25 protein-coding genes and 2 pseudogenes are annotated in these 23,186 nt (G+C 46.3%); 19 read left to right on the top strand and 8 right to left on the bottom strand.

Annotation, left to right across the window (positions count from 1 at the left end; genetic code table 11):
• Positions 1-176 precede the first annotated feature (176 nt).
• The 3 genes from AC236I_RS05925 to AC236I_RS05915 all read right to left on the bottom strand — a co-directional run bounded on the left by AC236I_RS05925 (position 177) and on the right by AC236I_RS05915 (position 2,901).
• Positions 177-857, bottom strand: a complete 681-nt coding sequence (locus AC236I_RS05925; RefSeq protein WP_101427253.1) for an inovirus Gp2 family protein — start codon at positions 855-857, stop codon at positions 177-179.
• A gap of 298 nt (positions 858-1,155) precedes the next feature.
• Positions 1,156-2,658, bottom strand: coding sequence for a YfjI family protein (locus AC236I_RS05920; RefSeq protein ID WP_334644708.1), 1,503 nt, complete (start codon positions 2,656-2,658; stop codon positions 1,156-1,158).
• 21 nt (positions 2,659-2,679) lie between these two features.
• A complete protein-coding gene (locus AC236I_RS05915; RefSeq protein ID WP_074599543.1) occupies positions 2,680-2,901 on the bottom strand; it encodes a helix-turn-helix transcriptional regulator in 222 nt (73 codons plus the stop codon).
• Positions 2,902-3,001: 100 nt separating this feature from the next.
• On the opposite strand from AC236I_RS05915, the gene AC236I_RS05910 reads away from it, so the two are divergent.
• Positions 3,002-4,753: a hypothetical protein gene (locus tag AC236I_RS05910; protein ID WP_334644710.1), complete on the top strand. Its 1,752-nt coding sequence runs from the start codon at positions 3,002-3,004 to the stop codon at positions 4,751-4,753.
• A 219-nt stretch (positions 4,754-4,972) separates the two neighbouring features.
• On the opposite strand, the gene AC236I_RS05905 is transcribed toward AC236I_RS05910, so the two are convergent.
• From AC236I_RS05905 to AC236I_RS05895, 3 genes are read right to left on the bottom strand one after another with little or no spacing between them, the layout of a single operon-like run.
• Positions 4,973-7,003 (bottom strand): ATP-binding protein, encoded by a 2,031-nt coding sequence (locus tag AC236I_RS05905; RefSeq protein ID WP_242447862.1) that lies wholly within the window; start codon positions 7,001-7,003, stop codon positions 4,973-4,975.
• 1 nt (position 7,004) lies between these two features.
• Positions 7,005-7,472 (bottom strand): hypothetical protein, encoded by a 468-nt coding sequence (locus tag AC236I_RS05900; protein WP_039022060.1) that lies wholly within the window; start codon positions 7,470-7,472, stop codon positions 7,005-7,007.
• An 11-nt stretch (positions 7,473-7,483) separates the two neighbouring features.
• A complete protein-coding gene (locus AC236I_RS05895; protein ID WP_101427258.1) occupies positions 7,484-8,392 on the bottom strand; it encodes a hypothetical protein in 909 nt (302 codons plus the stop codon).
• Between the two features lie 350 nt (positions 8,393-8,742).
• Between AC236I_RS05895 and AC236I_RS05890 the strand changes: the two genes are divergently transcribed.
• The 16 genes and pseudogenes from AC236I_RS05890 (at position 8,743) to AC236I_RS05815 (ending at position 20,194) form a co-directional block, all read left to right on the top strand.
• Positions 8,743-9,618: a GTPase family protein gene (locus AC236I_RS05890; RefSeq protein WP_334644474.1), complete on the top strand. Its 876-nt coding sequence runs from the start codon at positions 8,743-8,745 to the stop codon at positions 9,616-9,618.
• A 199-nt stretch (positions 9,619-9,817) separates the two neighbouring features.
• Positions 9,818-10,522 carry a WYL domain-containing protein gene (locus AC236I_RS05885; RefSeq protein ID WP_101427260.1) on the top strand — a complete coding sequence of 235 codons (705 nt, stop codon included), beginning with the start codon at positions 9,818-9,820 and terminating at the stop codon, positions 10,520-10,522.
• The gene (locus AC236I_RS05880) at positions 10,522-11,091 is read left to right on the top strand and encodes a hypothetical protein (RefSeq protein WP_101427261.1); all 570 of its coding nucleotides are present in this window, start codon (positions 10,522-10,524) and stop codon (positions 11,089-11,091) included. Before AC236I_RS05885 ends, AC236I_RS05880 begins: the two co-directional genes overlap by 1 nt.
• A 36-nt stretch (positions 11,092-11,127) precedes the next feature.
• Complete coding sequence (locus tag AC236I_RS05875; RefSeq protein WP_032456931.1) at positions 11,128-11,580, top strand: YfjS/YafY family lipoprotein; 453 nt, start codon at positions 11,128-11,130, stop codon at positions 11,578-11,580.
• Positions 11,577-12,026 carry an IrmA family protein gene (locus tag AC236I_RS05870; RefSeq protein ID WP_487608712.1) on the top strand — a complete coding sequence of 150 codons (450 nt, stop codon included), beginning with the start codon at positions 11,577-11,579 and terminating at the stop codon, positions 12,024-12,026. Before AC236I_RS05875 ends, AC236I_RS05870 begins: the two co-directional genes overlap by 4 nt.
• 71 nt (positions 12,027-12,097) lie before the next feature.
• A complete protein-coding gene (locus AC236I_RS05865) occupies positions 12,098-12,328 on the top strand; it encodes a DUF905 domain-containing protein (RefSeq protein ID WP_101427264.1) in 231 nt (76 codons plus the stop codon).
• 98 nt (positions 12,329-12,426) lie between these two features.
• Positions 12,427-13,248 carry a DUF932 domain-containing protein gene (locus AC236I_RS05860; RefSeq protein WP_487608711.1) on the top strand — a complete coding sequence of 274 codons (822 nt, stop codon included), beginning with the start codon at positions 12,427-12,429 and terminating at the stop codon, positions 13,246-13,248.
• 30 nt (positions 13,249-13,278) lie between these two features.
• Positions 13,279-13,722, top strand: a complete 444-nt coding sequence (locus tag AC236I_RS05855; RefSeq protein WP_101427266.1) for an antirestriction protein — start codon at positions 13,279-13,281, stop codon at positions 13,720-13,722.
• A gap of 12 nt (positions 13,723-13,734) precedes the next feature.
• The gene (gene radC, locus AC236I_RS05850) at positions 13,735-14,277 is read left to right on the top strand and encodes a RadC family protein (protein ID WP_101427267.1); all 543 of its coding nucleotides are present in this window, start codon (positions 13,735-13,737) and stop codon (positions 14,275-14,277) included.
• On the top strand, positions 14,274-14,495 hold the full coding sequence (locus tag AC236I_RS05845) for a DUF987 domain-containing protein (protein WP_181627783.1): 222 nt from the start codon (positions 14,274-14,276) through the stop codon (positions 14,493-14,495). The genes radC and AC236I_RS05845 overlap by 4 nt, the downstream gene beginning before the upstream one ends.
• A gap of 25 nt (positions 14,496-14,520) precedes the next feature.
• Complete coding sequence (locus AC236I_RS05840; RefSeq protein WP_101427268.1) at positions 14,521-14,886, top strand: type IV toxin-antitoxin system YeeU family antitoxin; 366 nt, start codon at positions 14,521-14,523, stop codon at positions 14,884-14,886.
• A 38-nt stretch (positions 14,887-14,924) separates the two neighbouring features.
• A complete protein-coding gene (locus AC236I_RS05835; RefSeq protein ID WP_101427269.1) occupies positions 14,925-15,254 on the top strand; it encodes a TA system toxin CbtA family protein in 330 nt (109 codons plus the stop codon).
• Positions 15,255-15,634: 380 nt separating this feature from the next.
• Positions 15,635-15,780 (top strand): annotated as a pseudogene (locus tag AC236I_RS05830) (integrase core domain-containing protein); the annotation flags it as partial.
• A gap of 732 nt (positions 15,781-16,512) precedes the next feature.
• Positions 16,513-17,700 (top strand): ROK family transcriptional regulator, encoded by a 1,188-nt coding sequence (locus AC236I_RS05825; RefSeq protein ID WP_004866608.1) that lies wholly within the window; start codon positions 16,513-16,515, stop codon positions 17,698-17,700.
• Positions 17,701-17,735: 35 nt separating this feature from the next.
• Complete coding sequence (locus tag AC236I_RS05820) at positions 17,736-19,013, top strand: hypothetical protein (RefSeq protein WP_015585914.1); 1,278 nt, start codon at positions 17,736-17,738, stop codon at positions 19,011-19,013.
• A 17-nt stretch (positions 19,014-19,030) separates the two neighbouring features.
• Entirely contained in the window at positions 19,031-20,194 is a 1,164-nt protein-coding gene (locus AC236I_RS05815; RefSeq protein ID WP_004866618.1) for an MFS transporter, read from the top strand.
• A 63-nt stretch (positions 20,195-20,257) separates the two neighbouring features.
• Here AC236I_RS05815 and AC236I_RS05810 read toward each other — a convergent pair.
• A pseudogene (locus AC236I_RS05810) lies at positions 20,258-20,389 on the bottom strand (SAM-dependent methyltransferase); the annotation flags it as partial.
• A 112-nt stretch (positions 20,390-20,501) separates the two neighbouring features.
• Here AC236I_RS05810 and uraH point away from each other — a divergent pair.
• Positions 20,502-20,903 carry a hydroxyisourate hydrolase gene (gene uraH / locus AC236I_RS05805; protein ID WP_004866621.1) on the top strand — a complete coding sequence of 134 codons (402 nt, stop codon included), beginning with the start codon at positions 20,502-20,504 and terminating at the stop codon, positions 20,901-20,903.
• 419 nt (positions 20,904-21,322) lie between these two features.
• On the opposite strand, the gene AC236I_RS05800 is transcribed toward uraH, so the two are convergent.
• Complete coding sequence (locus tag AC236I_RS05800) at positions 21,323-21,676, bottom strand: helix-turn-helix domain-containing protein (RefSeq protein WP_004866624.1); 354 nt, start codon at positions 21,674-21,676, stop codon at positions 21,323-21,325.
• 333 nt (positions 21,677-22,009) lie between these two features.
• On the opposite strand from AC236I_RS05800, the gene oqxA reads away from it, so the two are divergent.
• A complete protein-coding gene (gene oqxA, locus AC236I_RS05795) occupies positions 22,010-23,185 on the top strand; it encodes a multidrug efflux RND transporter periplasmic adaptor subunit OqxA (RefSeq protein ID WP_015585913.1) in 1,176 nt (391 codons plus the stop codon).
• The last annotated feature ends 1 nt before the right edge of the window (position 23,186 follow it).

Below are 23,186 nucleotides of genomic sequence, written 5' to 3'. Positions count from 1 at the left end.
GATGTGCCTCCGATGTACTAATTGCTAAACGTCTATAGGTTCCACATCAATGGTGTATAAGGTATCCGTGCGGCTGATTAGGGGAAGTTTTGTGCCACATCTGCCTCATGTCGGACATGTACTAAAGTGCAGATATAGTAAGGAGCTTTAAGCTCCTTACTTTTTTTATAAAATAGTTAAACTATATGCTGGCTTGTACCGAAGTTTCGATTACCATCATGGAAATCTTTACTATACTCTTTTGCCAAGTATGCCAATCGTAGCAGAAAGTTATGATAATCAGGACGTAATGCCAAGGCATCAGATCGGGAAAACCAAGCGCTATGGTTCTTCGGAAAGTGCGGGAGATAAGTATAGTCAAAATAATCAAGCCCAATCGCACTACACCAGGCTTTCTGTATCCGGGTTCCCATATTATCTGCACCACTCTTAGTATAATCCCCCAGATAGCCGTAGATATCTCTGTCGAACAGCAAAACAAGATGGTAGTGGTGATGTTCACTGGTATCACGTTCTCTGGCCCAGACATAAGCAAATCGTGCAGGCTCACCAGCCCTACCTGAGCGTTTGTGTTCTGCTCTCAACTGGCTTTTCAGGGAATCTAAGGCACGGGTGATAGCTTTCTCGTCATCTTTCTGAAAGCACAGTGGCAAATCAGGTTCACCGGGAGCATGAGACTGAGCAAATCTCAGGACAACAAACAAAGCGAATATACGATTATACTTTTCCAAGAAATCATATACCACTGCAAGTGAGCGACGAAGTATATAATTCTCAATTCGGGATCTATATTTCTTTTCGGCTATATGTACCAAAGACTCAAATTCTTTTTCGGTTAATTCATAAGATGATTTCATAATATCTATTCAGTGTGTAATGGGTAGCAGCTAGCCACCCAGATTATTGTGGGGAAGACCGTTAGTTATGTAACGGGTGTCTTTGTCGCAGTAAGGATGCTTAATTTACATTGACATAACACATTGTTTTAAATGCCATATGCATTGAGGTTATATGTTTTTTATTAAACCAGCGTATATTACATATACCGGCTAACTCGCAGGCACATTGAGGCTCATCTGTTCAGGATTAAGTCACGACCAGCCTAGGGTGACATTAAAATAACATCATGACTTTTAACGACAAAATACTCTGAAGTTATTCAGGCTCAGGTAACTTACTCAGTACAACGCTTCCCCACAATTCTGTGGGAAGATTAAGTCGGATACACAGTTGTTGCGGACTCGTCTTTGAGCCAATGAATCTGACATAATTAGTGTTGTCCTTTTTAAGCAACTGTACCTTTCCTTGTGAGCTGAGCACCTCAAGCGCAGATTCTAGCCGTTCTGAATCTCTGACAGGCCCATTGATACGAATTTCACGACGAACAAAAGTGAAAGACTCGTTTTTAATAAGCTGTTTTTCCATAAAACGCTCTATTTTTTCAGCATCCGTTGGCGTTCTGAATTGGTCCACCTTGGCAATGAAATGATCAAGATACCAGTTTGCTATATGTATCGCCGAGAGCAGCGTATCCCTCGTAATGATGGCTGAGTTTGGTGTGATGAACATCTGCAGTACAGCTGCAGTTCGTGTTACCTGTTCCATAAATCTTGCAGCGGCATCATTGTAGATTTCGAGGATATTGCCTGGCTCCATCAGCTTTTTTATAGTGCTATCACATTTATCCCATTCCAGCTGAGCATCCGGGGTAAATGTAATACATAGGCGTTGTTCTTTTTTTTCCCGACGACTGATACCTGCCAGTAAATGCTCGGTGACTATCGCTTCAAAATCATCCAGTACAGAGCTGTGGGGGTCCGGATATCTACTGATATCACAGGGATATGGATTAAGATCCAAATCCATCATCTGGCAACGTGGCAAAAATCCCGACAGTCGGGCAGTTTTCCCCTGACGCATCATAAAATTTCCGAATAATTGGGGCTGAATCATACCCAGGATACCCAGTCGGGCATCCTCGATGGCATAACACTTACTGGATGCTCTGATAGCTGCAATTCTATCTCCGCTCCAGAGGGAATTAATCCACGGTGTTTGGCGATACAAATTACTCTCGAATTGCCCCCCTGCTTCATCAGAAGCAATCACGAGGTTCGGGTACTCGAGGCCAAGTTCTTTCCTCAGTGCTTCACTTGTTGTATCACTGATTGTAAAACGCTTTCTTATGGGTTTTTCCGGTTCACGGCCAGTACATGCATTTAAGATTTCCAAGGTCTCAAGCCGTAAAGGGTTCTCAGGAGAGAGATCACAAACTTGCCTGTACCTTTTCTCAGCATTTTTATGTTCAATTTTCCAGCTGGTAATATCCTTTTTGTACTGTATCAGCAGTAGTCGATATTCTTCCCCCATCCTTGTCTCCAGGCGAGTAACTGCCCGCATTAGTAATCTAAATACTGTTGATTTCCCTTTTCCCGAACCTGCGAGAACCAAGATAAAGAGTGATATTGGATGCCCTGGCCTGCCCTCAGGTTTGACATCAAACCTGTCCTGACAAGCTAAGGCCATGACCCCTAATGCTGTCGATAAAATCATCTCAACAGCTGCCCCTGTTCTCATCTGAATCCACTTTATGAGGGTCTGTAAGAAAACAGGAAACTTCGTGAAATCTAATTTCAATTCTATAATTTCATTTTTCATAACACTTTCCTTATCAAAAAATCAAACGGAACGAGAGGTAATCCACGCTTCTACGGCCGTTGACGGCCAGCCCACGGATGCAGCTCCAAGCCTGACAGGTCTGGGGAATTCAGCATCGTAATATCGGGATTTGGGATTCAGCTTTTCGTAAATACTCGAGCGAGATATCCCGAGTATCATCGTCAGTTCAGGCATGCGCAGGATGCGCAGTGGCTGATTTTTTAGTTCACATATCGTTGACATTTTCAGTTCTCCTGTAGGATGTCTTTGGCTGAGTTAGAACATTGCCATGACATTTGGGATACTGTCCGCGTAGAAATATGGAAACCAAAGAGGGAGCGCTATGAAGCATGTATTTGCGAATCTGATGTATGACGCCTGTCAGGTTTTTGGGATATTCAGGGAAGGAGGTAAAGGGCGGGACATCCGTGCACGCGGAAGCTATTGGCTGCATCAGGAGTTTTTTAATCAACGTTACAACGAGATAGCAGAAGCAATTGATAAAGAACGGGTTTTCAGTGAGGAGAAACGACGCGGTTTCTTCTATAAATACGAAATGTTTTATAACCAGCTTATGTCATGCCCGGTGTTCAGTTCTCTGAACAAGGAACAGGTTTCTGAACGGTATCTCCAGTTTGCCCTGCATTCATTCGTGGCTCTGGATATGTATAAAACATTCAGGCCTGATAATAAGCACGGATTTTACTACCATCTACACCATTTTTTATTGAGTGAACATTGCTCGATTCCGGGGAACAACGAGAGAGATATTTTTTCTGGGGTTAGAGACTACTTGCGAGACCGTATTGATGAAATTGAAATTACTAACAAAAGAACGCTCCAACCAATTCGCGAACGTATAAGAGGCATCAAGGATAGTAGCAATCAAAAAAAATCATGGATGCTTTTCGAAATCGATGAGTGCATTGGTTATTTTAAGAAAAATTTAAAAAGTGCTGATTTTGATAAGATCAAAGCCAAATTAAACAATTTTAAAGCAGCGTACATATCACTTACTATTATGTTGGCATTTGAACGAAAAACTGGTCTGGTCAAAAACATTTCTCGTTCTTACCGATATCTCCAACTGGATGAGGGGCAAACTGACAACTATTATATAGCATTATGCAACTATATCTATGAATCGGAGAATTTCGATGAAATGCTGCTTGGTACTTTGATTGATGAATTTCAAAAAAAAACCATAGCGCCTTTCTCTGTAACTATTGGGAAAGAAGCCTGGCAGGATGTTCACGTGATATGGGATATTGTCTTTAACTCTCATGGTGGTGAGATCTTTACGGAGTTAGATTTAGTTGAACTGATGAAAAACCTTAAGCACACTCCGGATGCGGAGGTACTTAAACCATATTTTATTTTTTCTAAAATTCTTTATAACATTTGCATTGATGATTTACAGGAAGCAGAGATTCTGTTGGATGAGATTTCATCACATAAGTTACCTTTTGGTTATCTCCCTGCCGCTTGCAGCATGTTAAAATTGGCACTTAAAATAAAATCAAAAGGGAAAAATATAAAAAATGGAGAACTAACTGCAGATATAAATATAATGTTATCTTGCCAAAGTGTTTTTACCGACGGGGTTATGAGGCATACCAAGTCGGAGCGTCCGAAGTTTTTACTAACGGAATATGAAAATAACTTACAAATCATGCATGTCATAAAACAATATAACGACCTGGTACGCAGGATAAGTGTTTATAACGAATTAGATTTTTATGCCGTACACCCCCAATCTTTATCTGGAGTTCTCGATGATATTGAACATGCATTAGGGAAGATAATTAAACGGATAAGTATCATTAAAGAGAATGTATGCAGTGAGAAACTAGCAGAGATATTCATCAACGAAAAAATACTGACAACTCGTGAACTCAACAAAACTCTTATAAGCTACCTACCAGAGTTTACACTTTATAACTTCATACTCAATATTGATTACATCATACCGTACCTAAAAATTCCCGGAGAGATGTTGGTTAATATTTCTAGCCTCAGGGCACTTGCAGAAGGTAGTAGGCATAACAGAAAAATAATCGCGGATGCTATCTTAATTGCAATAAAATTAAGTTAAAAACAAATTTTTAGATCAAGGATACAGGTTAAAAGGATTCTATATTATCATCCAGATGGCAACAAAAAGTTCTTACCCCCCCCTGCTACAACTGCTACATGTAGCAGTTGTAGCAGGGGGGGGTTATTTTATGGATTATCATCAATTAATCACGACTCGAAAGCTGGCAGAGTCAAGATAACCATTCAGAGTAAACGAGTGTAAGTTCTTACCATACACTCAGCTATCTAATTTCCTTAGTAATTTCCCATCATTTTTATCAAATGATACTATTCTATAGTCATGATCTCTTAACGCTTCAACAAGAACATTTTCCTCTTCAGAAGTTGCAAAGATTATTTGTCCACCGTTTGAAGCTGACTTAGCTGCATCTCTAAGCAACTCAGCGAAACTAACCTTGTTCGCCTCTTGCTGCCGAGGTTCATCGAAGACAACTACCCCAGGATGGTTTGTTGAATACTCTTTACCGACAGAAAACAAGCTAATCAAATATCCCCAAATAATACGAATACCATCACTTGCAGAAGTATCAAACCCAATATCATAACCCTCCCTCGTTGGCAGATAAGTTTCTTCAGAAATGTTAATTAAGTCCGCATCAAAACTAGAAAAATTATACTTCTTAAGCCTACTGACCAAACCAACTCTCAACGATTGCAGTTTATCTTGATCTTTAATGGAAAGAGCACTTTGAGGTAACGCCTTTCTTTTCGCAAGGAGCTTAATATAATTTGAATGAATTGCATTTAATTCAAGTTTAATTTCAGCCAAAGAAACATACGCATCATCTATACTTTCAATTGAATTTTCTAGGTTTATTTTTTTGCGTAACATTTCTTCCTGTAAGGCTACAGATGAATTATCTCTTTTTCTCAACCTATCGATATCAACTTTTAAAGAAGCGATACGCTCCTCAATTTTTCTCTGCTCCGAAATTTTATATTGATACTGTTTTTCACAATCATGCAAAACAAACTCAAAGGCTTTAATCTGATCTTTGATAAAACTTAAACTACTCTCATAGGTCATTAGATTTTCTTGTGATGAAAGATCTAATAAATTATCACTATATGTCGCCCCGCATGTTGGGCACTCATTACTATTCAAATGCGTATTTTCAAATACAGAAGAAGCTGCGATTTTCTTCAGATCTTCATATTTCCTTTTATCATCCAAAAGATTATTCAGCCTGTCTTTTGTAGATGATATTTGATGTGTTATATAACTTTTATGATCGCTAACCTTTTGCAAAGATAACTCTTGGGAGTTAATCTCATCTAATTTAGAGCTAATGACTCTAACTAACTCTATCTGTACTTTTTCGTTATCTTGAGGATTTATAGTTTCATTATTAAAATCTTTCAACTGAGACTCTAAATTCTTGCGATAGTCAATTGCAGAAATGATAGACTCTTGCTCTTTTAATACTAAATCAATTTTGTATGTATCAAATTTCACTTCAGGTTGTTCAGGGATGCCTGAGACAATACCTGAGATTTTTGCTGCTACAATTTCTGCATTATGCCTGATTAATTTCCATTTAAACGAAATATTATCGATTTCATTTTTAATCGCACTTCTCTCTAAGAGATTATCATTAACATCTAAGGAAAGTAAAAACTCCAACACCCTTTTTTTACATTCTTTTATACCAAATTGCGAAGGTATTGTAGCAAGTATTGAAGACCATCCTTTTTTTTGCTCAACAAACCATCCAGGGAAAAGTACCGATGGGTATAATGGAGTATCTTTACCATTATGGTTTGGTACTTGAGGAATGCTCCAATCAAGGAATTTAGATAACCAAAAATAAAACCCTAACTCCCTTTTAGTATCTCCTTCAAGATGTAAAAAATATGTTCCATTATTGCTCTCACCTTCGACATCAAACTCTTTTATGACAATAATATTATCACTTTCAAAACCTGCTATATTTCTTTTCAACGTTGCAAATTTGTTCCATTTGTTTTTAATAGTCAGCTCAACAAATGATTTAATTACTTTAACTTCTTTACCTTCTTTATTCGTCAGCGCTCTAGTCAAAGATGGAGGAAATGGTATTTTTGTCCCCCCTAAACCTAATGCCTTTTCCATTCCAAGAGCATATGCGATAGCATTCATACAGGTTGACTTACCATGCGAGTTCTCAACGCGCAAAAGAAAAAGTCCGTTTGAGAATGGAATGTGAACTCCATATGGCCCATCAATTGTATTAACAGTTATTTTAAGTGATATTAACTCAAAAGACATATCATCCTACCTGAAATAGTTTTGTAATATTAGCTTCAGTCAGGCCTTTTTTATTTTTTAATAGGATACCTGACTCCTTTTTAAATACATTCATAGAGAGCAACTCTAATGATGATTGATTTCCTTTATCAGTAAGACTATATTTACCATTTTCATGGGTGATAAATTTCTCAGCCAGTAAAAGTTCAATAGCCCTATCAAGGGTTGGATCCATCCTTACTTCTGGCTTTACACCATCTTTATTTATAGTCCAAAACCCAAAATCGTTAGAATTTTTTTCTGACTTTAACAACCAGTTAATTACATGAATTTTTTTTAATGAGCATGTACTAGTTCTGGAAGCAACAAGCGTGAAAGAAATTATAATCAAACTAGCACGCCACATCGGCCTCATTTCACATGGAAGATGCTCTGGCCTTCTCGTGAAAGTGAAAGGACGTCCGATGATGTCTTCTACTTTAATATTCATTTTTCACCATTTCAAAAATCCAAAGGACATCTAATTAACCAGTCAGAAATAACACCCCAGTTAATCTTTTCTAAATCTGACCCTTTAAAAGTAGGTATTTCTTTTTCAATATCACTCTTTAATGCTTCCATTTGTTTTAGCATTTTCTCCCCTGGTTGTGTACCTGAAGAGCTCAACATAGAGAGTCCGACTAAATTCGTTTCTCTTTGTTGTATACATTTATAAACAACTTGATAAATATCAACCCAGTTCTGCTTTAATTCATCCAAAAGGTTTTGATAATCAAGATATTTTTGTATTAAAAAATGCCGATAACTTTCTTGTGCCGATTCTGAGGGGTCAATTTTAGGAAGTTTTAAATTTAATTTATCAAGAAAATCAACATTTTCATTTATAAATGAAACTGCATTCTCAACTGTTGAATTATCTAGTTCCAAATTTAGCTGGAAATTTGTTCTACGAAGCAATGCTCTTTCTGTAATATAATCGCTATCTGTCTTAACTAATATTTGAAAATCATTAGAAACATAGGGCAAACCAAGAGCACGTACCCGTAAAGATTTCTGAGTACAGTATTGTGTTAATTTCGATGATTTACTATATGGTGTTGCTAAGATCCACCGACTAATTTTTGTATCGCCAAAGAGCAGTTCGAGATCTTCTCTATATTTTGTTGTAAACTTTAAAATATCTGTATTTATTTTACGACGTTGAGATTTTACTAATTTTTCGACATCACTTGATTGTTCCGGTAAGTAACATTGAAACACATGCCCCGACAGGGTGTAACATTCAATACCGAAATCACCATTTTGCGAATCGGGCATGTCACAGAAATTTGCCGGTTTATAATGCAAACGGACAATACTCTTAAAATATTGCTCCCATGCTTTTGGGTCGCTGTTAGGGTCAGTAAACATTCCTAGTCCATAGAAAATATTTTCTTTGAGTATAACCTCTTGTTCAATATGGAGTAAACCCAACAGGTCAACTTTTCGCCATTAAAAGTTACACATCCCTTCAAGCAAAAATACTGTACACTTAAACAGTACTCTTGGCTAGTTTTTTTATCACTTTTTTAATAACCATCTCAACGCATGCATTTTCTAACCTATACACTCTTATGGATTTGAATGCATCCAAATCCCAAAAGTGCAATGTCAAACAATTAGAGAGCAATCCAAATAATTTCACATAGATATTATCTCCGTGAATCCCCCGCATTTTTACCTGATCGCGGGGCTTGTTATTTTCACGCTGAGATCTCCGTATGCAAAAATATAACGGCCTTCAGGCCCTTGAGAAGCCTCTGGCTTCACTGCCACACCAGATTCGAAACCTCATCCTTGAACGTCTGCGTAGCATTACGCAGTACGAACCTGTGATAGGTATTATGGGCAAAACAGGGGCTGGTAAGTCGTCACTCTGTAATGCTCTCTTTCAGGGAGAGGTAACACCTGTCAGTAATGTTGACTCTTGCACCCGTGATGTTCTGCGCTTTCGGCTCCGCAATGGCGATCACAGCCTGATGATTATTGATTTGCCGGGGGTGGGTGAAAGCGATCAAAGAGATAAAGAATACGCCGCACTCTATCGTCACATCCTTCCCGAAGTGGATTTGGTACTCTGGGTTATCAAAGCCGATGATCGCGCTCTGTCGGTGGATGAACACTTCTATCGCAAGGTGATGATGGCGTATCAGCGCCGGGTGCTGTTTGTTGTAAATCAGGCTGACAAGGCCGAGCCCTGCCATCAGTGGAGTGTTGCCGATAACCTACCTTCCCCGGCTCAGATATCGACAATTAAGGCGAAGCAAAATGCCGTACAAAAGCAGTTCCTGTCGCATCATCCGGTTTGCGTGGTGTCAGCCCGAACCGGGTGGGGTATGGAATCCCTGGTAGATACCATGATGAGTAGCCTGCCTGACCGGGCCACCAGCCCATTGACGACACAACTGCATGGCAGGCTCTGCACAGAACCAGTAAAAAAACAGGCCCGCGAGCGCTTTAGTCATGCAGTAGATGAAATGATTGGCACTGTGGAGTCTTCATCTTTTTTGCCAGCACCGGTAAGGGCGGTGATTCGGACCGTCCGGGAAGCCGTGGTGTCAGTTGCCCGTGCTGTCTGGGACTGGATTTTCTTCTGACAACAACTTATGACGGACACTTCCTGTCCTTCAGTAGCTCAATTAATGAGCTGCTAATCCATCAGTCAGGCACAACGGCGCATCACGCCTGAAATCCACGCTTTGAAAAAATACGCCTTCCCCTGTCCATACCCTGTCCGACCCCTTCGTTACACTAATCACTTAATTTTCAGCCTGTTAACGGGATGGAGAAAATCTAATGTCCCAGACTGAGCGTCGCCATGAACGGCTGGCGGTTCGGCTGTCTCTCATTATCAGTCGCCTTGTTGCTGGTGAAACACTGGATATGGCTCTTCTTGCCACAGAATTTGGCGTGTCAGTCCGCACCCTTCGCCGGGATTTTCGTGAGCGACTGATGTACCTGGACCTGGAATATCGCGATGGCACCTGTCGTCTGCTCTCAGGTAGCCATCAACGCGAACTGGCTGTACTGACTTTTGCTCGTCAGTCAGGTGTGGTGGCGTTGTTTCCTGACATGGATAGCCACATGATCAGCTCACTGCTGAGTGGACCTGGTGAGTCTCCGTGCCTCATATGGGCAGAATCGGAGTCATTGTCGCCGCCCAGGCCAGGCATATTTACACGCCTTGTCAGGGCTATATCAGAGCATCGTCGCGTGACGCTGCTGGCTGAAGGTTGTCGTTGCTCAGGGCTTGCACCCTACCGCCTCGTACTCTGTGGCGGGCATTGGTATCTGACTGGAGAGCATCATCATCGCGTGGCAGTGTTTCCGCTGAACGATATCCATGCGGTTACCTTGCACCCGAAACTGTTCGTGCCTGACCTTCAGATTCGCAACGTTCTCGCCGAACCAGAGTTCCTCAGAGCTCTTCCCCATTTTCACGTTTTTCACTCACTGCTCGCCAGAACCGGCGACGGTCTTTTACCTCATAAGGAATCATGATGAAGAAATTACTGACCACAACTGCGCTGGCCGTCAGTCTCTGCGCTAGCGCTGTCTTTCCGGCGTCTGCCGAAACTGTCGTGGGTACCGTCAAATTCTGGCAGTACATGCAGGCGGATGGCTGGAAATCGGCCGATGGCATGGATAACGACACGCTAAACAATACGCTCTATCAGGCCAGTGTGATTGGCAATTATCCCTGGACCAGGCAATTCCTGCTGCGTCAGCGTGGTGGTGGTGCTTATTTTCTCGCCGATAAAAAAACGCATACCGTGCGCAAGCTGAATCTGAAACCTGCCAGCGGTTATTACTCCGACTTGACATCGGTCTATCAGGGGGAAGACCAGGGGAAAGGGTGTTACTTCACTATCATCGACACCCAGTATCAGTTGGAGCTAGTTAATGAACCTCACAGCAAGCAGGTGCTTGCTGCATTTCCGGAAAACTGTGTCAACAAACAGCAGCAGGCTGCCCTGGCGGCGAAGCGTTCTGCCTCAGAGCAGAAATTGCAGCAGTGGGTAGCCCAACAGAGTCTGGCTGAGTTGTGCCGACGAACTGGCAACTGCTGAAGCAACGGAACGGACGAATAATAAGGAATCTGCACCATGAAGAAATTGTATCCACCTGTGCTTGCCGTTCTGACAGTTATCGGTGCAATGAGTGCCTCTGGCTGCGACAGCAAGGAAGATGCTGGCGTGAAAGCGATAGCCCGGTTTAAGGACCTGACTCCACCACCATTCAGCAAGGTTGTCTCGCATAAATCCGATATTGCCCAGGAATGGGTAAAAAAGGATGCCTTCGGTACACCGCAATATACGGTGATGAAAACCCGCCAGTCACCGGAAGGCTGTGAGTCAGGCAATTATTACTACATTGCTGATATGCAGCAGAAAACGGTGCAGCCACTGATGGCAGCCCTGTGCCTTGCGGACAATATCACTCTGAGCTTCAGAATTGAAACCGACAGCTATACGGGTGAAAAATCGGTGGTGTATTCGCACGATGGCAAGGAAATGGGAAAACTCTATCTGCCGGAGAATCAGGAGAAAAATCCATGAAGAAGCTGAAAGGCGTTATCTCAGTTTTCGCTCTGAGCCTTTGTCTGCTGTCACCGGCTCAGGCCGAAGAACAGCGTTACATCAGTATCCGCAACACAGACATGGTCTGGGTGCCAGGCAATGTCTGCGTCTGGCAGTTTCGCCTGGACAACGGCGGAAGTGGTGAAGGATTCGGGTCTTTGACACTTTCCCTGCGTCTGAAAGATAAAGGGGGGAACACGCTGGCCATGGGGAAAATGGCGGTGGCTGCATTTGGCGACAGCGATGCCACTCGCTCTCAGGAAGCCTCGCTGGAGAACGAATGCGTGGAAAACGTCAGCTCCGTCGAAATCATGAAGGCAACGGAAGAGCGTAATGGTTACCAGATTGACCTGCCACTGTCTGTTTTCGACCCGCAGTATTACCAACCGCTGCAGGTCACGGTTGTCGGAGGTAAGGCGTCTTAGCCAATTCTTTACCCATTTGATTCAGCCCCTGTCGCTTATGCCACAGGGGCTTTTTGTTTTAAGGAGCCTGTATGCCTGAACTCACTGAATTGCCTGATGGGCCGTTTACACGCCAGCAGGCAGAGGCGGTTGCGTCTCAATATTCCAACGTTGCGATAGAGGATGACCAGGGGTCGCATTTCCGTATGGTTATCCGTCATGGGCATTGCATGGTCTGGCGGACCTGGAACTTTGAGCCGGATGCCGGTTACTGGCTGAACCGGTATATCAATCGTTATGGCATCCGCAAATTCCCTGCATAACCACCACCAGCACATCACCGATATAAACAAAGTCAGGCCACACCTCCCTCGGGAAGTGTGGCCTTTTGTATTTTTACCCACTGCATAAGGAGTTACCCATGCGATTAGCCAGCCGCTTTGGCCGTATAAACCAGATACGCCGTGACCGGCCTCTGACCCACGAAGAGCTGATGAGCCATGTCCCCAGCGTGTTCGGGAGTGACAAGCATGAGTCTCGTTCAGACCGTTACACCTACATCCCTACCATTACCATTTTCGAAAGCCTGCAGCGTGAAGGTTTTGAGCCGTTCTTTGCCTGCCAGACAAAGGTTCGCGACCAGAGCAAGCGGGAGCACACTAAACACATGCTTCGCCTGCGTCGTGCCGGTCAACTGACCGGACATCAGGTGCCGGAAATCATTCTGCTTAACAGCCATGACGGCTCATCAAGCTACCAGATGCTGCCGGGACTGTTTCGTGGCGTCTGTACTAATGGTCTGGTCTGCGGTCAGTCATTCGGCGAAGTGCGGGTACCACATAAAGGGAATGTCGTTGAGAAGGTGATTGAAGGGGCTTACGAAGTGCTCGGTGTGTTTGACAGGGTGGAGGAGAAGCGCGATGCAATGCAGTTACTGGCACTGCCAGAACCAGCCCGTAACGCCCTGGCGAATGCTGCGCTGAAGTATCGCTTTGGTGAAGACCACCAGCCGGTCACGGTATCGCAGTTGCTGACTCCGCGTCGTCGGGAGGACTACAGCGATGACCTGTGGACCGTTTACCAGCGCGTGCAGGAGAACCTGATGAAAGGTGGTCTGTCAGGGCGAACCGCTCAGGGGAAAAGCAGCCGCACCCGTGCCATTACCGGTATTGATGGTGACGTGAAGCTCAATCGCGCCCTGTGGGTTATGGCAGAAAATATGCTCGAATTTTTCGGGCGTTAAACAACCGTTCCGGCATAAGGAGATAGTTTAATGAATACACAAAATCATCAGTTTGCAGAGCATACCGCAATTACTGCCTCAGTGGTCCCGGACGAGTTACGCATCGGCTTCTGGCCGCAGCACTTTGGCTCCATCCCACAATGGATAACCCTTGAACCTCGCATTTTCGCCTGGATGGACCGGCTGTGTGTCGATTATCACGGCGGTATCTGGCGCTTTTCGACGCTCAGTAATGGAGGTGCTTTTATGGCTCCAGAGTCAGAGAGCGATGAGAAGTGGGCATTGTTCAACAGCATGAACGGCAATGGCGCAGAGCTTACCAGTGAAGCTGCAGGGATGGTCGCCTGTCTGATGGCTTACAACCACCATGCCTGTCGCAGCGAGTGTGACGCGATGACTGAGCACTATTATCGCTTACGCGACTACGCGCTAAACCATCCGGAATGCAGCGCCATTATGCATCTAATCGACTGAGGAATACCTGACATGAATACCGCATTATCCCCGGTGTCAACGCAGCCTGAACCCTTTCCACTGGCGATTATGGCCCCGCATGGTTATTTGCTCCCTGCGACCTCCGGATTAACCCCCTATGCCCAACGCACCATTCGCCGCGCTATCAATCTACTGGATAAATATCTGCGTCAGTCCGGCATATCCTTTACCTCAAGTACGGCAGCCCGTGACTGGCTTCGGTTACAGCTGGCAGGACAAGAACGGGAAGTGTTTATGGTGCTCTATCTCGATAACCAGCACTGTTTATTGGAGAGCGAAACGCTGTTTGCTGGTTCGATTAACCATGTCCAGGTCCATCCCCGTGAGGTAGTGAAGTCAGCGCTTCGCTTCAATGCTGCAGCTGTCGTACTGGCGCATAACCATCCATCCGGTGACCCGGAGCCCAGCCAATGCGACCGCAACATTACGGGCAGGCTTAAAGAAGCGCTGGCACTGGTTGATGTGAACACGCTCGATCATCTGGTCATCGGTTCAGAGGGCATTGTGTCGTTCGCAGAGCGAGGCTGGATATGAAAATCATCAGCAAACGCCAGGCAATGACCCTGTACCGGCAACATCCTGGCTCCCGACTGTTTCGCTTCAGTACGGGCAAATATAAATGGTCAGGTAGTATCTGCCATTATGCTGGCCGGGAAATTCAGGACATACGTGGCGTTCTGGCCGTGTTTGCTGAACGTCGTCAGGACCGCAATGGTCCCTATGTGATTCTTCGTAGCGTCACTCTCAATTAATCCTTCCCTTTTATCAGGAACAATAATGAACAATCACTCCGAATCCGGTACTAAGCCGGAGAGTCCCGCCTGCCAGCTGTGGGGACTAAAACGTGCTATTACCCCCTGTTTTGGGGCTCGTCTGGTACAGGAAGGCAATCGGGTGCATTTTCTCGCTGACCGCGCCGGGTTTAACGGTGCTTTCAGTGACAACGATGCATTGCGCCTCGACCAGGCCTTTCCGTTGATGCTCAAACAACTGGAGTTGATGCTGATTAGCAGCGAGCTCAATCCCCGCTATCAGCACTGCGTCACGCTTTACCACAACGGACTCACCTGCGAAGCCGACACACTCGGCTCCTGTGGCTATGTCTACATTGCTATCTATTCTGAGCAGACTGAGCCGCAGTAACCCCCTGCTTATTCCCTTAACATCACAGAGTAAACATCATGCAAACCATATCATCACACCCGACGCGGGCGAGTCAGCCCTGCCTGTCACCCGTTGAAATCTGGCAGTTGCTGCTAACTCATCTGTTATCGCAGCACTATGGCCTGACGCTGAATGACACACCATTCAGCAATGACTCCACCATCCAGGAACATATTGATGCTGGAATATCGCTCAGTGATGCAGTGAACTTTCTGGTAGAAAAATACGGGCTTGTCCGTATCGATCGGAAAGGATTTTCGTGGCAAGAACAAACCCCGTATATTTCCGTAGTGGATATTCTGCGAGCAAGGAGCTCTACCGGCTTGCTAAAAAATAATGTGAAATAAACGCTTAAATACAGAGCTGACTGAAGGAAAGCAAAATGCTAATCTCACAGACGAAGAGACTCCCGCTGTAACCTCCCCTCCCCGGAAAAAAACCTGACTTTTTCTTTTAGGACCAACAATGGGACCAAAATGAAAATTGAACTGAAGGTTATCAGGTATTAAACAACAAGTTACACAACCAATTCAGACTCCGCCAGCACCAAAATTCTCCATCGGTGATTACCAGAGTCATCCGATGAAGTCCTAAGAGCCCGCACGGCGCAAGCCCTGCGGGCTTTTTTGTGCCTTGAATTTGTCCCGCGAAGTCCGAAGAGAACTCATTAAATCCGAACCTTTTAGGCACCTCATAAAGCTTTCTTGTTTTTGAGGTATGAACCGCCACAGACAACGAACTGGTCGAGCCATTTAATGGTAGCCTTCGCGATGAATGCCTGAATGTGCACTGGTTCCTGTCCCCGAAGATGCTCAAGAGAGGATCGACTGCTGGCGACATGAATATAACCAACAACGCCCCTGTTCATCATAAAATAACCAGACACCAGAGGAATTTATCCGGAGTCTGCAAAAAGATCCGGATCTCTGATGTAGCACTGAACTGATTTTGGGCCAGGGTCATAAAGCGGATGATAACATTTTGCTTTGTCTTGGTTCAGTTTACAGGGATGAAACGGCATTTGATGAAGCTTCGCGTTCCATACCGGGGCGCAAAAACGCTCAGCGGTATCTGGACCCTGACGCGGGAATACATCAATGCATCGGCCAAATACTAGAGCGGTTTCAGGCTGAAAACCTGGCCATGACGTGGAGCCGCAGAGTCATTACTTCTCTGCACGGGGATGCTAAATGGTCTAAAAGAAGCCTGACTATGCGAAAACTGGATGCGTTACCCATGCAAATTAATGAAATAACTGGCTGATAAACCTCATTTCATTAAGTGAGCTTTCATCATTTTCGGCTTTAGCAGCCATGACGGTTCACAGGATAATTTCAGAAACCGTGCGCAGATATTCCGCTACTCTTACCATAGGTAATTGATTAAAAAAAGTTCGTTCGGTGACTTACCTCGCGACTCTCATATCAGCCCGACAATCGCCTCCTCCTCATTATGTGATCTCTTTCATAAAATATACAAAGCAAACTATATGATCAAAAATAACGCTTTATAAGCCGCTTAAAAAAGATGTAATGTGTTTTTAACGAGATAAATAAGCATTTTTTCGATTAATTAGTTTAGTTTACAAACTAAAGGAATGGCACTTTGAAGCTGAATGTTCCCAACACCTTAAGGCAGATGAATGCCTCCGTAGTCCTCAACGTCATCCGTGAGAACTCCCCCCTTTCTCGCGCCCAGATAGCCAAGGTTACTGGCATCACTAAAGCAACGATTTCTGAAATCGTGAGCGATCTGCTGGAAGAGAAAATTATCTATGAGAGCGGCGTCAGCGAAGACGCCGGCCTGGGGCGCAAAGGTATTCTGGTTAACTTTGATCCCAACCATGGGCTCGGTATCGGCATTGATTTAGGTGGAACTAAAATCACCTTCTCACTCTTTAATCTCAATGCGGAGCTGCTGGCGCAGCATCAGGAGTCGACCTATGACGTCACAACCCGTCGGGAATTTCTCGATCTGTTCAGCGCCAGTATTGAATCATTTATTGAACAGAATCATATACCTCGTGACAAGCTGAAAGTGATCGGCATCGCCACACCGGGCATCGTTGATTATCGCAGCGGAACGGTTCTGGAAGGTTCCCCTAACCTGCCTGAGTGGGACAACATTCCGCTTGCCGATGAATTAAACGCGCGCCTGAATATCAGAGTGGTGCTGGAAAACGATATTCGCGCAGCGCTGATCGGCGAAATGTGGAAAGGAAAATGTCGCCACGTTCATAGCGCCGCGCTTATTGGTATTGGCACCGGGCTGGGATCGGCGCTGCTGATGGATGGAAAAATTATCCGGGGCATCAATAATGCTGCCGGTGAAATTGGCTATATGCTCTTCGAACGCAACCATCTGACTCAGAACTGGAAAAATAAGGGCTGCTTCGAAAACTACTGCTCCGGCTCCGGACTCAAAGAGAGAATGTCCGCGCTAAGCGGCCAAAGCATGAACGCCCATGAAATACTTATCGCCGCCGCCCAGGGTGAAACACTACCCGCTATGTTGCTGGAGGAGATGGCGGACTACTTAACCATCGGCATTCTCAACATGGTGACAATAGCCAACCTTGAGAAAGTCATTCTTACGGGTGGCGTCTCGCAATCCGCTGAACTCTTCATGCCAAGAGTACAGGCCAATCTCGACAGGCATCTGTTTGCCAATACCCGTGTATCCGTCGAACTTTCTGAATTAAAAGAAAAAGCACCGCTATACGGAATGGCTATGCTGGCGCTCCATGCGGTCTACCCATCGATTCAATTTATGCCGGACACACAGCTTATCTAAATACCACCAGCAGCCAGAACAATGAGGAGCCGCAAATGGCCGGGATCCATCTACACCCACACGATATTCTTGATGAAGGCGTCGACTCAATACTTGAACGTATTACTAAAATGAACGGCGTCGATCGCCTCTTTGTTGAGGTCAACACGATTTTTGAACGCAACCCTTACCCCACGGGCCGCCTGCCGCACAATCCGAAACATGAATTTGTGCAAGGCACCGCCACGCTGCATGTCAAACTCGATTTGCCCCCACAGCGGCTGAATCAGCGCGTTGATCCCACTATTGTTGCGGGGTCCGATCCTCTGCGGGATCTGAAGCAGGCAACCGATAGCGGTCCTTATAAAGTGATCCCCTGGGTTAATATTCTCAACGGCGATTTTGCCGGACAGATCGAAAACAATCAGGTGATCGATTTTCGCGGCACCCCGGTTGAACACTGGCTATGTCCTAATGGCCCGGACGTTATTGAACTCTGGATAGCGACTTTCAGCGCTATCAAGGCACAGTATGGTTATTCGACTTTCCTGATTGACCGCATCCGCTATCCCGACTGGGCGGGTAAGAGCGTCAGCCCCAGAGGATTATTCACCTGTTTCTGTCCGCACTGTCAGAGCGAAATGACCCGGACAGGCATCAATGTCGAGGCGGTACGCCAACGTCTGGAAACCCTGGCGGCTCACATGCGCTCCGGCGAATACGAGGCGACGGTCGATGCCTTATTAAATGACGAGCTCCTGCAGCGCTGGATGGCGTTTCGCCAGCATAGCGTCTCTCGCTTTGTACAGAACCTGCTGGCCGGAATCAGCGACAGGGAAGCCGGGGAAAGCGAACTTTGGCTCGATCTCTGGCCACCAGCCTATTCCTGGATCTTAGGTCAGGACTATCAGTCACTGACTCGTTCCTCTAAGGTCCTGAAACACTTCCCCTACCATAAGCTCGGCGGCGGCGCGGACGTTCAGGGACTCATTGAATATTTCGCCAACGATGACGCCCAGCGTGAAAGCGCCTTTCGCGCCTTTATGCGCCTGTTCAACCTGCCCTACGACATCACATATCAACAGTTCAAAGCAGAAGGTTTCCCGATTGAATTTGTAAAACAGCAAAACAATCTGGTGCGTGAAAAATCGCAGCCGGGCACCTTCATTTACAGCGGAATTCAGATGTGGAACCTGCCTCCGGCAGCGCTCCTGGAAGCGATTAATGCAGCAGAACAGAGCGACTGCGACGATCTGCTCTATTACTGCTACGGCTGGGCGGAGCAGTCGCTTTTCGACGCCGCAGGCAACCATTACCAAAAGCCCATTTGCTAATACAGGGGAAATTCACAATGGCTAACCAACAAAAATGGAAAGTATTTTTCCTGCTGTTCGTCACCATGTTCCTTCTTGGCGGCATACAGAACACCAAAGGTCTGATACTTGAGCAGGTCCAGCACGATATCAATCTCAACATGGGTCAGATAGGCACACTGATCATGTTCTTCCAGATAGGCTTTCTGGTCGCCAGTCTGCTCACCGGCTACTTTACCGATAAAAAAGGGCTGAAGATCATGATGCTGATTGGCTCGCTGATGATGGCCGTTGGTCTGGTCGGCACCAGCCTGGCATTCAGCGTGCTGCTGTTTTTCGGCTTCTATTTGATTGTCGGCCTGGGCATCGGCTCGATGCTGGTCTCCATCATTACCGTTATCCCGACCTTCTACAAAGAAAAAGCCGGCATGATGTTCAACGTTTCCAACGCCATGTTCGGCGTGGGGATGATCGCCACTCCGCTGATTTTACAGCAGCTTTTCTCTCATCATGTCTCATGGCGCCTGTTCTATGTCGGGATTGCCATTATTGTTGCGATTATCATTCTGGTCCTCAGCAGCCTGAAGCTGGAAAAAGCGCAGGGGATGGACATGCAGCTCTCTGATTTTGTCCATATCCTTGGCCAGAGACGCCTGATGCTGGTGATTGGCTTTATCCTGTTCTACGTCGCCGCCGAAGCCGCTTTCCTGAACTTTTTCCCGATATTCTACAGCTCGCTGGATATTGCTGGCGCGTCTGCGGAAGACAAGATGGTGACGGCCGCCTATGTCATATCCAGTTTTGCCATGCTATTCACCGTCGGCCGCTTTATCGGCGGGTTTATCAACCTGAAGCTGGGCGACCGCAAAACCTTAATCCTGTTTTCTCTGTTCTCGCTGATTGCCATTATTGCCAGCCGCTACTTTGCCAGCCAATTTGTCTACCTGTTTATGGTGTTTGGTTTCGCTATGTCGGTGCTGTTCCCTACGGCCTCCGCCGTGGCGACGAAGCTCACCGATAAAAGCGGCTCGACCATGGGATTGATTTACGTCGCCTCAGGAATGGGGGGAGCCTTTGCTGGCTGGCTGATAGGCCAGGTATCCCAGATGTATGGCGTCTCGCTGGGCTTCAACTTGATTATCGCTTTTGTGGCGATCTTCTTTGTGCTGACTTTGTTTGTTAAAGAGAACCCGCAAAACTAAGCGAGCTCCTCCGGCATAGCCTTCTGCTATGCCGGGTATTTGACACAACGGCTGAATCTGAGCCCCCCAGCCAAAATACTCTCGCGTATAGGTGGTATAGTTTTTTGCCGCAATCGTCAGCTCCGTCCGCACCTCTGACGCAAATTCATCGTCCGGGTTTTCCTCTAACCAGCGGCGCATGGTGAGCCATTTAGCCACCTATCCTTGCTGATATTACCTGCTAATTAATAACAAAAAGTTTAATTTTATTTCCCGCCACGCTGACTATAGTTGAGACAAATTCACTTGCTAATTAAGGTCACCGAACGTGAAGTCACTTATCGCATCCATTATTTCATTGCTGAGTTTCAGCGCGCTTGCCGCACCAGAAGGGACATTAAGCGTACATATTCTCAACCAGCAGACAGGGCTGCCTTCTCAGGGGGTACAGGTTGAACTCGATAAGCAGCAAGGCAGTAGTTGGCAGCATATCGCTAGCGGTAAAACGGACGCTGATGGCCGTATCAAGACACTCTATCCGCGGGCAGATAATATGGAGCCGGGAATCTATAAAGTGACATTTAAAACGGGAGAGTATTTTAAAATTAATAATATGAGCACCTTCTTCCCCGTCATTCCAGTTATTTTTAATGTAACGAAACAGAACCAAAAGCTGCATATCCCGCTGTTGTTAAGCCAGTATGGCTACTCCACCTATCGCGGCAGCTAATTGTATTGGGTCACGTTAGAATTGCCGTGTTGAAACAGAAGATAGCGGGAGTGTGTGTATAGCGTCGTGAATTTCTGGGCTCACCTGCCTTGTGCGACGCTGCCAGCATTAACATCACCCTGAATAAAACCAGCTAAAATGATCACTCACTCTTGAGGAATGAGAGCAAACGATGAAAACAACCAAACCCCGACTGAATACGCCGATCGATAATCTGGCCTCCTGATTGGCGAGAATAGCCTGCTGACGCGTACAGCACGTGAGGGGCTGGTTCTTACACTCACGGCCATGAGCGTCTAAAAGTCCGGGTCAGCATAAAAAGCGCGTCTCCGGCAACCAGACAGCCGCCGGCAGAGAAAAAGAAGCGCACACTCGCCTGCCGTTAAGCCGGCACTTCCTGATGAAATCCCGCCCCACTATCAGCCTGGACGCTGGCACGATGGAGCCATTCCCATGCTGCGGCGCCAGACCCCCGGCGCCTGGCCATACTGGCGCTTGAAGCTGCGATTGAAGGATTGCTGGGAGTCAAAACCCAACGCGATGGCCACGTTGAGGATCGGTTCGTCGCTGCGGGTTAAGCGCTCAAGCGATTTTTGCAGCTTCCGGGCGCGGATGTATTCGCCAATGGGATGACCGGTATGCTCTTTGAATATCCGCTGAAGATGCCATTTTGAATAGCCTGCCCGCCTGGAGACCGTGTCGATATCGAGGCGGCTTTCAAGGTTATTATCAATCCAGTCAAGTAAATCATGTATAAAAGCGCCAGTGTTCATGTCGGGTTCCCCTGGGCTGTTAATAAAAGTATCTTTATCTAATACATTTAAAAGTGACCTGCTTTTGCATAAATTGCAAGTTTTATTGTTACATTAAAACCCCTGCCTGAAATGAGTCTTTTCCGCTCAACGGAAACAGCACATAAAGTGCAACAATTATTCTTGCACTTAGTTAAGCGCCTTCCTACAATCGCCGCGATAGTGTATTCGCAACTGTTACAGTTTTGTGGCGATGAACGACACAAATGGCCTTAAGCCAGACCGGACATAGGAAGTCGCGCAGCGCCCTTCGCTGCGTCTTGTCCGGCGGCAACAATTACCGGAATAAAAATAATGAGCCTGCAAAAAACCTGGGTTAACTTTTATCTGCGCGGACTGGGGAGCGCGGTCATCGCCATGCTGCTTGCCAGCTGCGATAACAGCGCGGCGCAAAACGCCGCCCCGCAAGCCCCTGCCGTCAGCGCCGCTGACGTGGTGGTGAAATCCATTAGCCAGTGGGACAGCTTTAACGGTCGAATTGAAGCGGTAGAAAGCGTTCAGCTCCGTCCACGCGTCTCCGGCTACATTGAAAAAGTGAACTACACCGACGGCCAGGAAGTGAAAAAGGGCGAGGTGCTATTCACTATTGATGACAGAACCTATCGCGCCGCCCTCGAGCAGGCGCAGGCAACGCTGGCACGAGCCAAAACACAGGCCAGCCTGGCGCGCAGCGAGGCCAGTCGTACCGACAAATTAATCCACACCAACGTGGTATCCCGCGAAGAGTGGGAGCAGCGTCGTTCGGCCGCAACCCAGGCGCAAGCCGACATCCAGGCCGCGCAGGCAGCCGTTGATGCCGCTCAGCTTAACCTTGACTTCACCAAAGTGACCGCCCCTATCGATGGCCGCGCCAGCCGCGCGCTGATCACCAGCGGTAATCTCGTGACCGCAGGTGACAGCGCCAGCGTGCTGACAACGGTGGTCTCGCAGAAGACGGTCTACGTCTATTTTGATGTCGACGAATCGACCTACCTTCACTATCAAAACCTCGCCCGTAGCGGCCAGGGGGCGGCCAGCAATCATCTTGCGCTGCCGGTTGAAATTGGTCTTGTCGGTGAGGACGGCTACCCCCATCAGGGGAAAGTGGATTTCCTTGATAATCAGCTAACGCCGAGCACCGGTACTATCCGAATGCGCGCGCTGCTGGATAACACCCAGCGTCAGTTCATACCGGGCCTGTTTGCCCGCGTGCGCCTGCCGGGCAGCGCCGAATTCCAGGCCACGCTGATCGACGACAAAGCGGTCCTGACCGATCAGGATCGGAAATACGTCTATATCGTTGATAAAGATGGTAAAGCGCAGCGCCGTGATATCAAGCCAGGTCGCCTGGCCGCCGGTTTACGCATCGTCCAGCAGGGGCTGAATCCTGGCGATAAAGTCATCGTCGAGGGTTTACAAAAAGTGTTTATGCCCGGGATGCCGGTTAACGCGAAAACCGTGGCGATGACCACCCGCACTGCCCTCAACTGAT

The organism is Klebsiella sp. Sb-30 (genome assembly GCF_057652795.1).
Note: the sequence above shows the minus strand (reverse complement) of the source record. Positions and strands in the feature narration are given on the sequence as shown.

Coding starts and splice junctions, on each gene's coding strand:
- AC236I_RS05925 (WP_101427253.1), bottom strand. CDS start 857: ATGAAATCATCTTATGAATTAACCGAAAAAGAATTTGAGTCTTTGGTA.
- AC236I_RS05920 (WP_334644708.1), bottom strand. CDS start 2,658: ATGAAAAATGAAATTATAGAATTGAAATTAGATTTCACGAAGTTTCCT.
- AC236I_RS05915 (WP_074599543.1), bottom strand. CDS start 2,901: ATGTCAACGATATGTGAACTAAAAAATCAGCCACTGCGCATCCTGCGC.
- AC236I_RS05910 (WP_334644710.1), top strand. CDS start 3,002: ATGAAGCATGTATTTGCGAATCTGATGTATGACGCCTGTCAGGTTTTT.
- AC236I_RS05905 (WP_242447862.1), bottom strand. CDS start 7,003: ATGTCTTTTGAGTTAATATCACTTAAAATAACTGTTAATACAATTGAT.
- AC236I_RS05900 (WP_039022060.1), bottom strand. CDS start 7,472: ATGAATATTAAAGTAGAAGACATCATCGGACGTCCTTTCACTTTCACG.
- AC236I_RS05895 (WP_101427258.1), bottom strand. CDS start 8,392: ATGTTTACTGACCCTAACAGCGACCCAAAAGCATGGGAGCAATATTTT.
- AC236I_RS05890 (WP_334644474.1), top strand. CDS start 8,743: ATGCAAAAATATAACGGCCTTCAGGCCCTTGAGAAGCCTCTGGCTTCA.
- AC236I_RS05885 (WP_101427260.1), top strand. CDS start 9,818: ATGTCCCAGACTGAGCGTCGCCATGAACGGCTGGCGGTTCGGCTGTCT.
- AC236I_RS05880 (WP_101427261.1), top strand. CDS start 10,522: ATGAAGAAATTACTGACCACAACTGCGCTGGCCGTCAGTCTCTGCGCT.
- AC236I_RS05875 (WP_032456931.1), top strand. CDS start 11,128: ATGAAGAAATTGTATCCACCTGTGCTTGCCGTTCTGACAGTTATCGGT.
- AC236I_RS05870 (WP_487608712.1), top strand. CDS start 11,577: ATGAAGAAGCTGAAAGGCGTTATCTCAGTTTTCGCTCTGAGCCTTTGT.
- AC236I_RS05865 (WP_101427264.1), top strand. CDS start 12,098: ATGCCTGAACTCACTGAATTGCCTGATGGGCCGTTTACACGCCAGCAG.
- AC236I_RS05860 (WP_487608711.1), top strand. CDS start 12,427: ATGCGATTAGCCAGCCGCTTTGGCCGTATAAACCAGATACGCCGTGAC.
- AC236I_RS05855 (WP_101427266.1), top strand. CDS start 13,279: ATGAATACACAAAATCATCAGTTTGCAGAGCATACCGCAATTACTGCC.
- radC (WP_101427267.1), top strand. CDS start 13,735: ATGAATACCGCATTATCCCCGGTGTCAACGCAGCCTGAACCCTTTCCA.
- AC236I_RS05845 (WP_181627783.1), top strand. CDS start 14,274: ATGAAAATCATCAGCAAACGCCAGGCAATGACCCTGTACCGGCAACAT.
- AC236I_RS05840 (WP_101427268.1), top strand. CDS start 14,521: ATGAACAATCACTCCGAATCCGGTACTAAGCCGGAGAGTCCCGCCTGC.
- AC236I_RS05835 (WP_101427269.1), top strand. CDS start 14,925: ATGCAAACCATATCATCACACCCGACGCGGGCGAGTCAGCCCTGCCTG.
- AC236I_RS05820 (WP_015585914.1), top strand. CDS start 17,736: ATGGCCGGGATCCATCTACACCCACACGATATTCTTGATGAAGGCGTC.
- AC236I_RS05815 (WP_004866618.1), top strand. CDS start 19,031: ATGGCTAACCAACAAAAATGGAAAGTATTTTTCCTGCTGTTCGTCACC.
- AC236I_RS05800 (WP_004866624.1), bottom strand. CDS start 21,676: ATGAACACTGGCGCTTTTATACATGATTTACTTGACTGGATTGATAAT.
- oqxA (WP_015585913.1), top strand. CDS start 22,010: ATGAGCCTGCAAAAAACCTGGGTTAACTTTTATCTGCGCGGACTGGGG.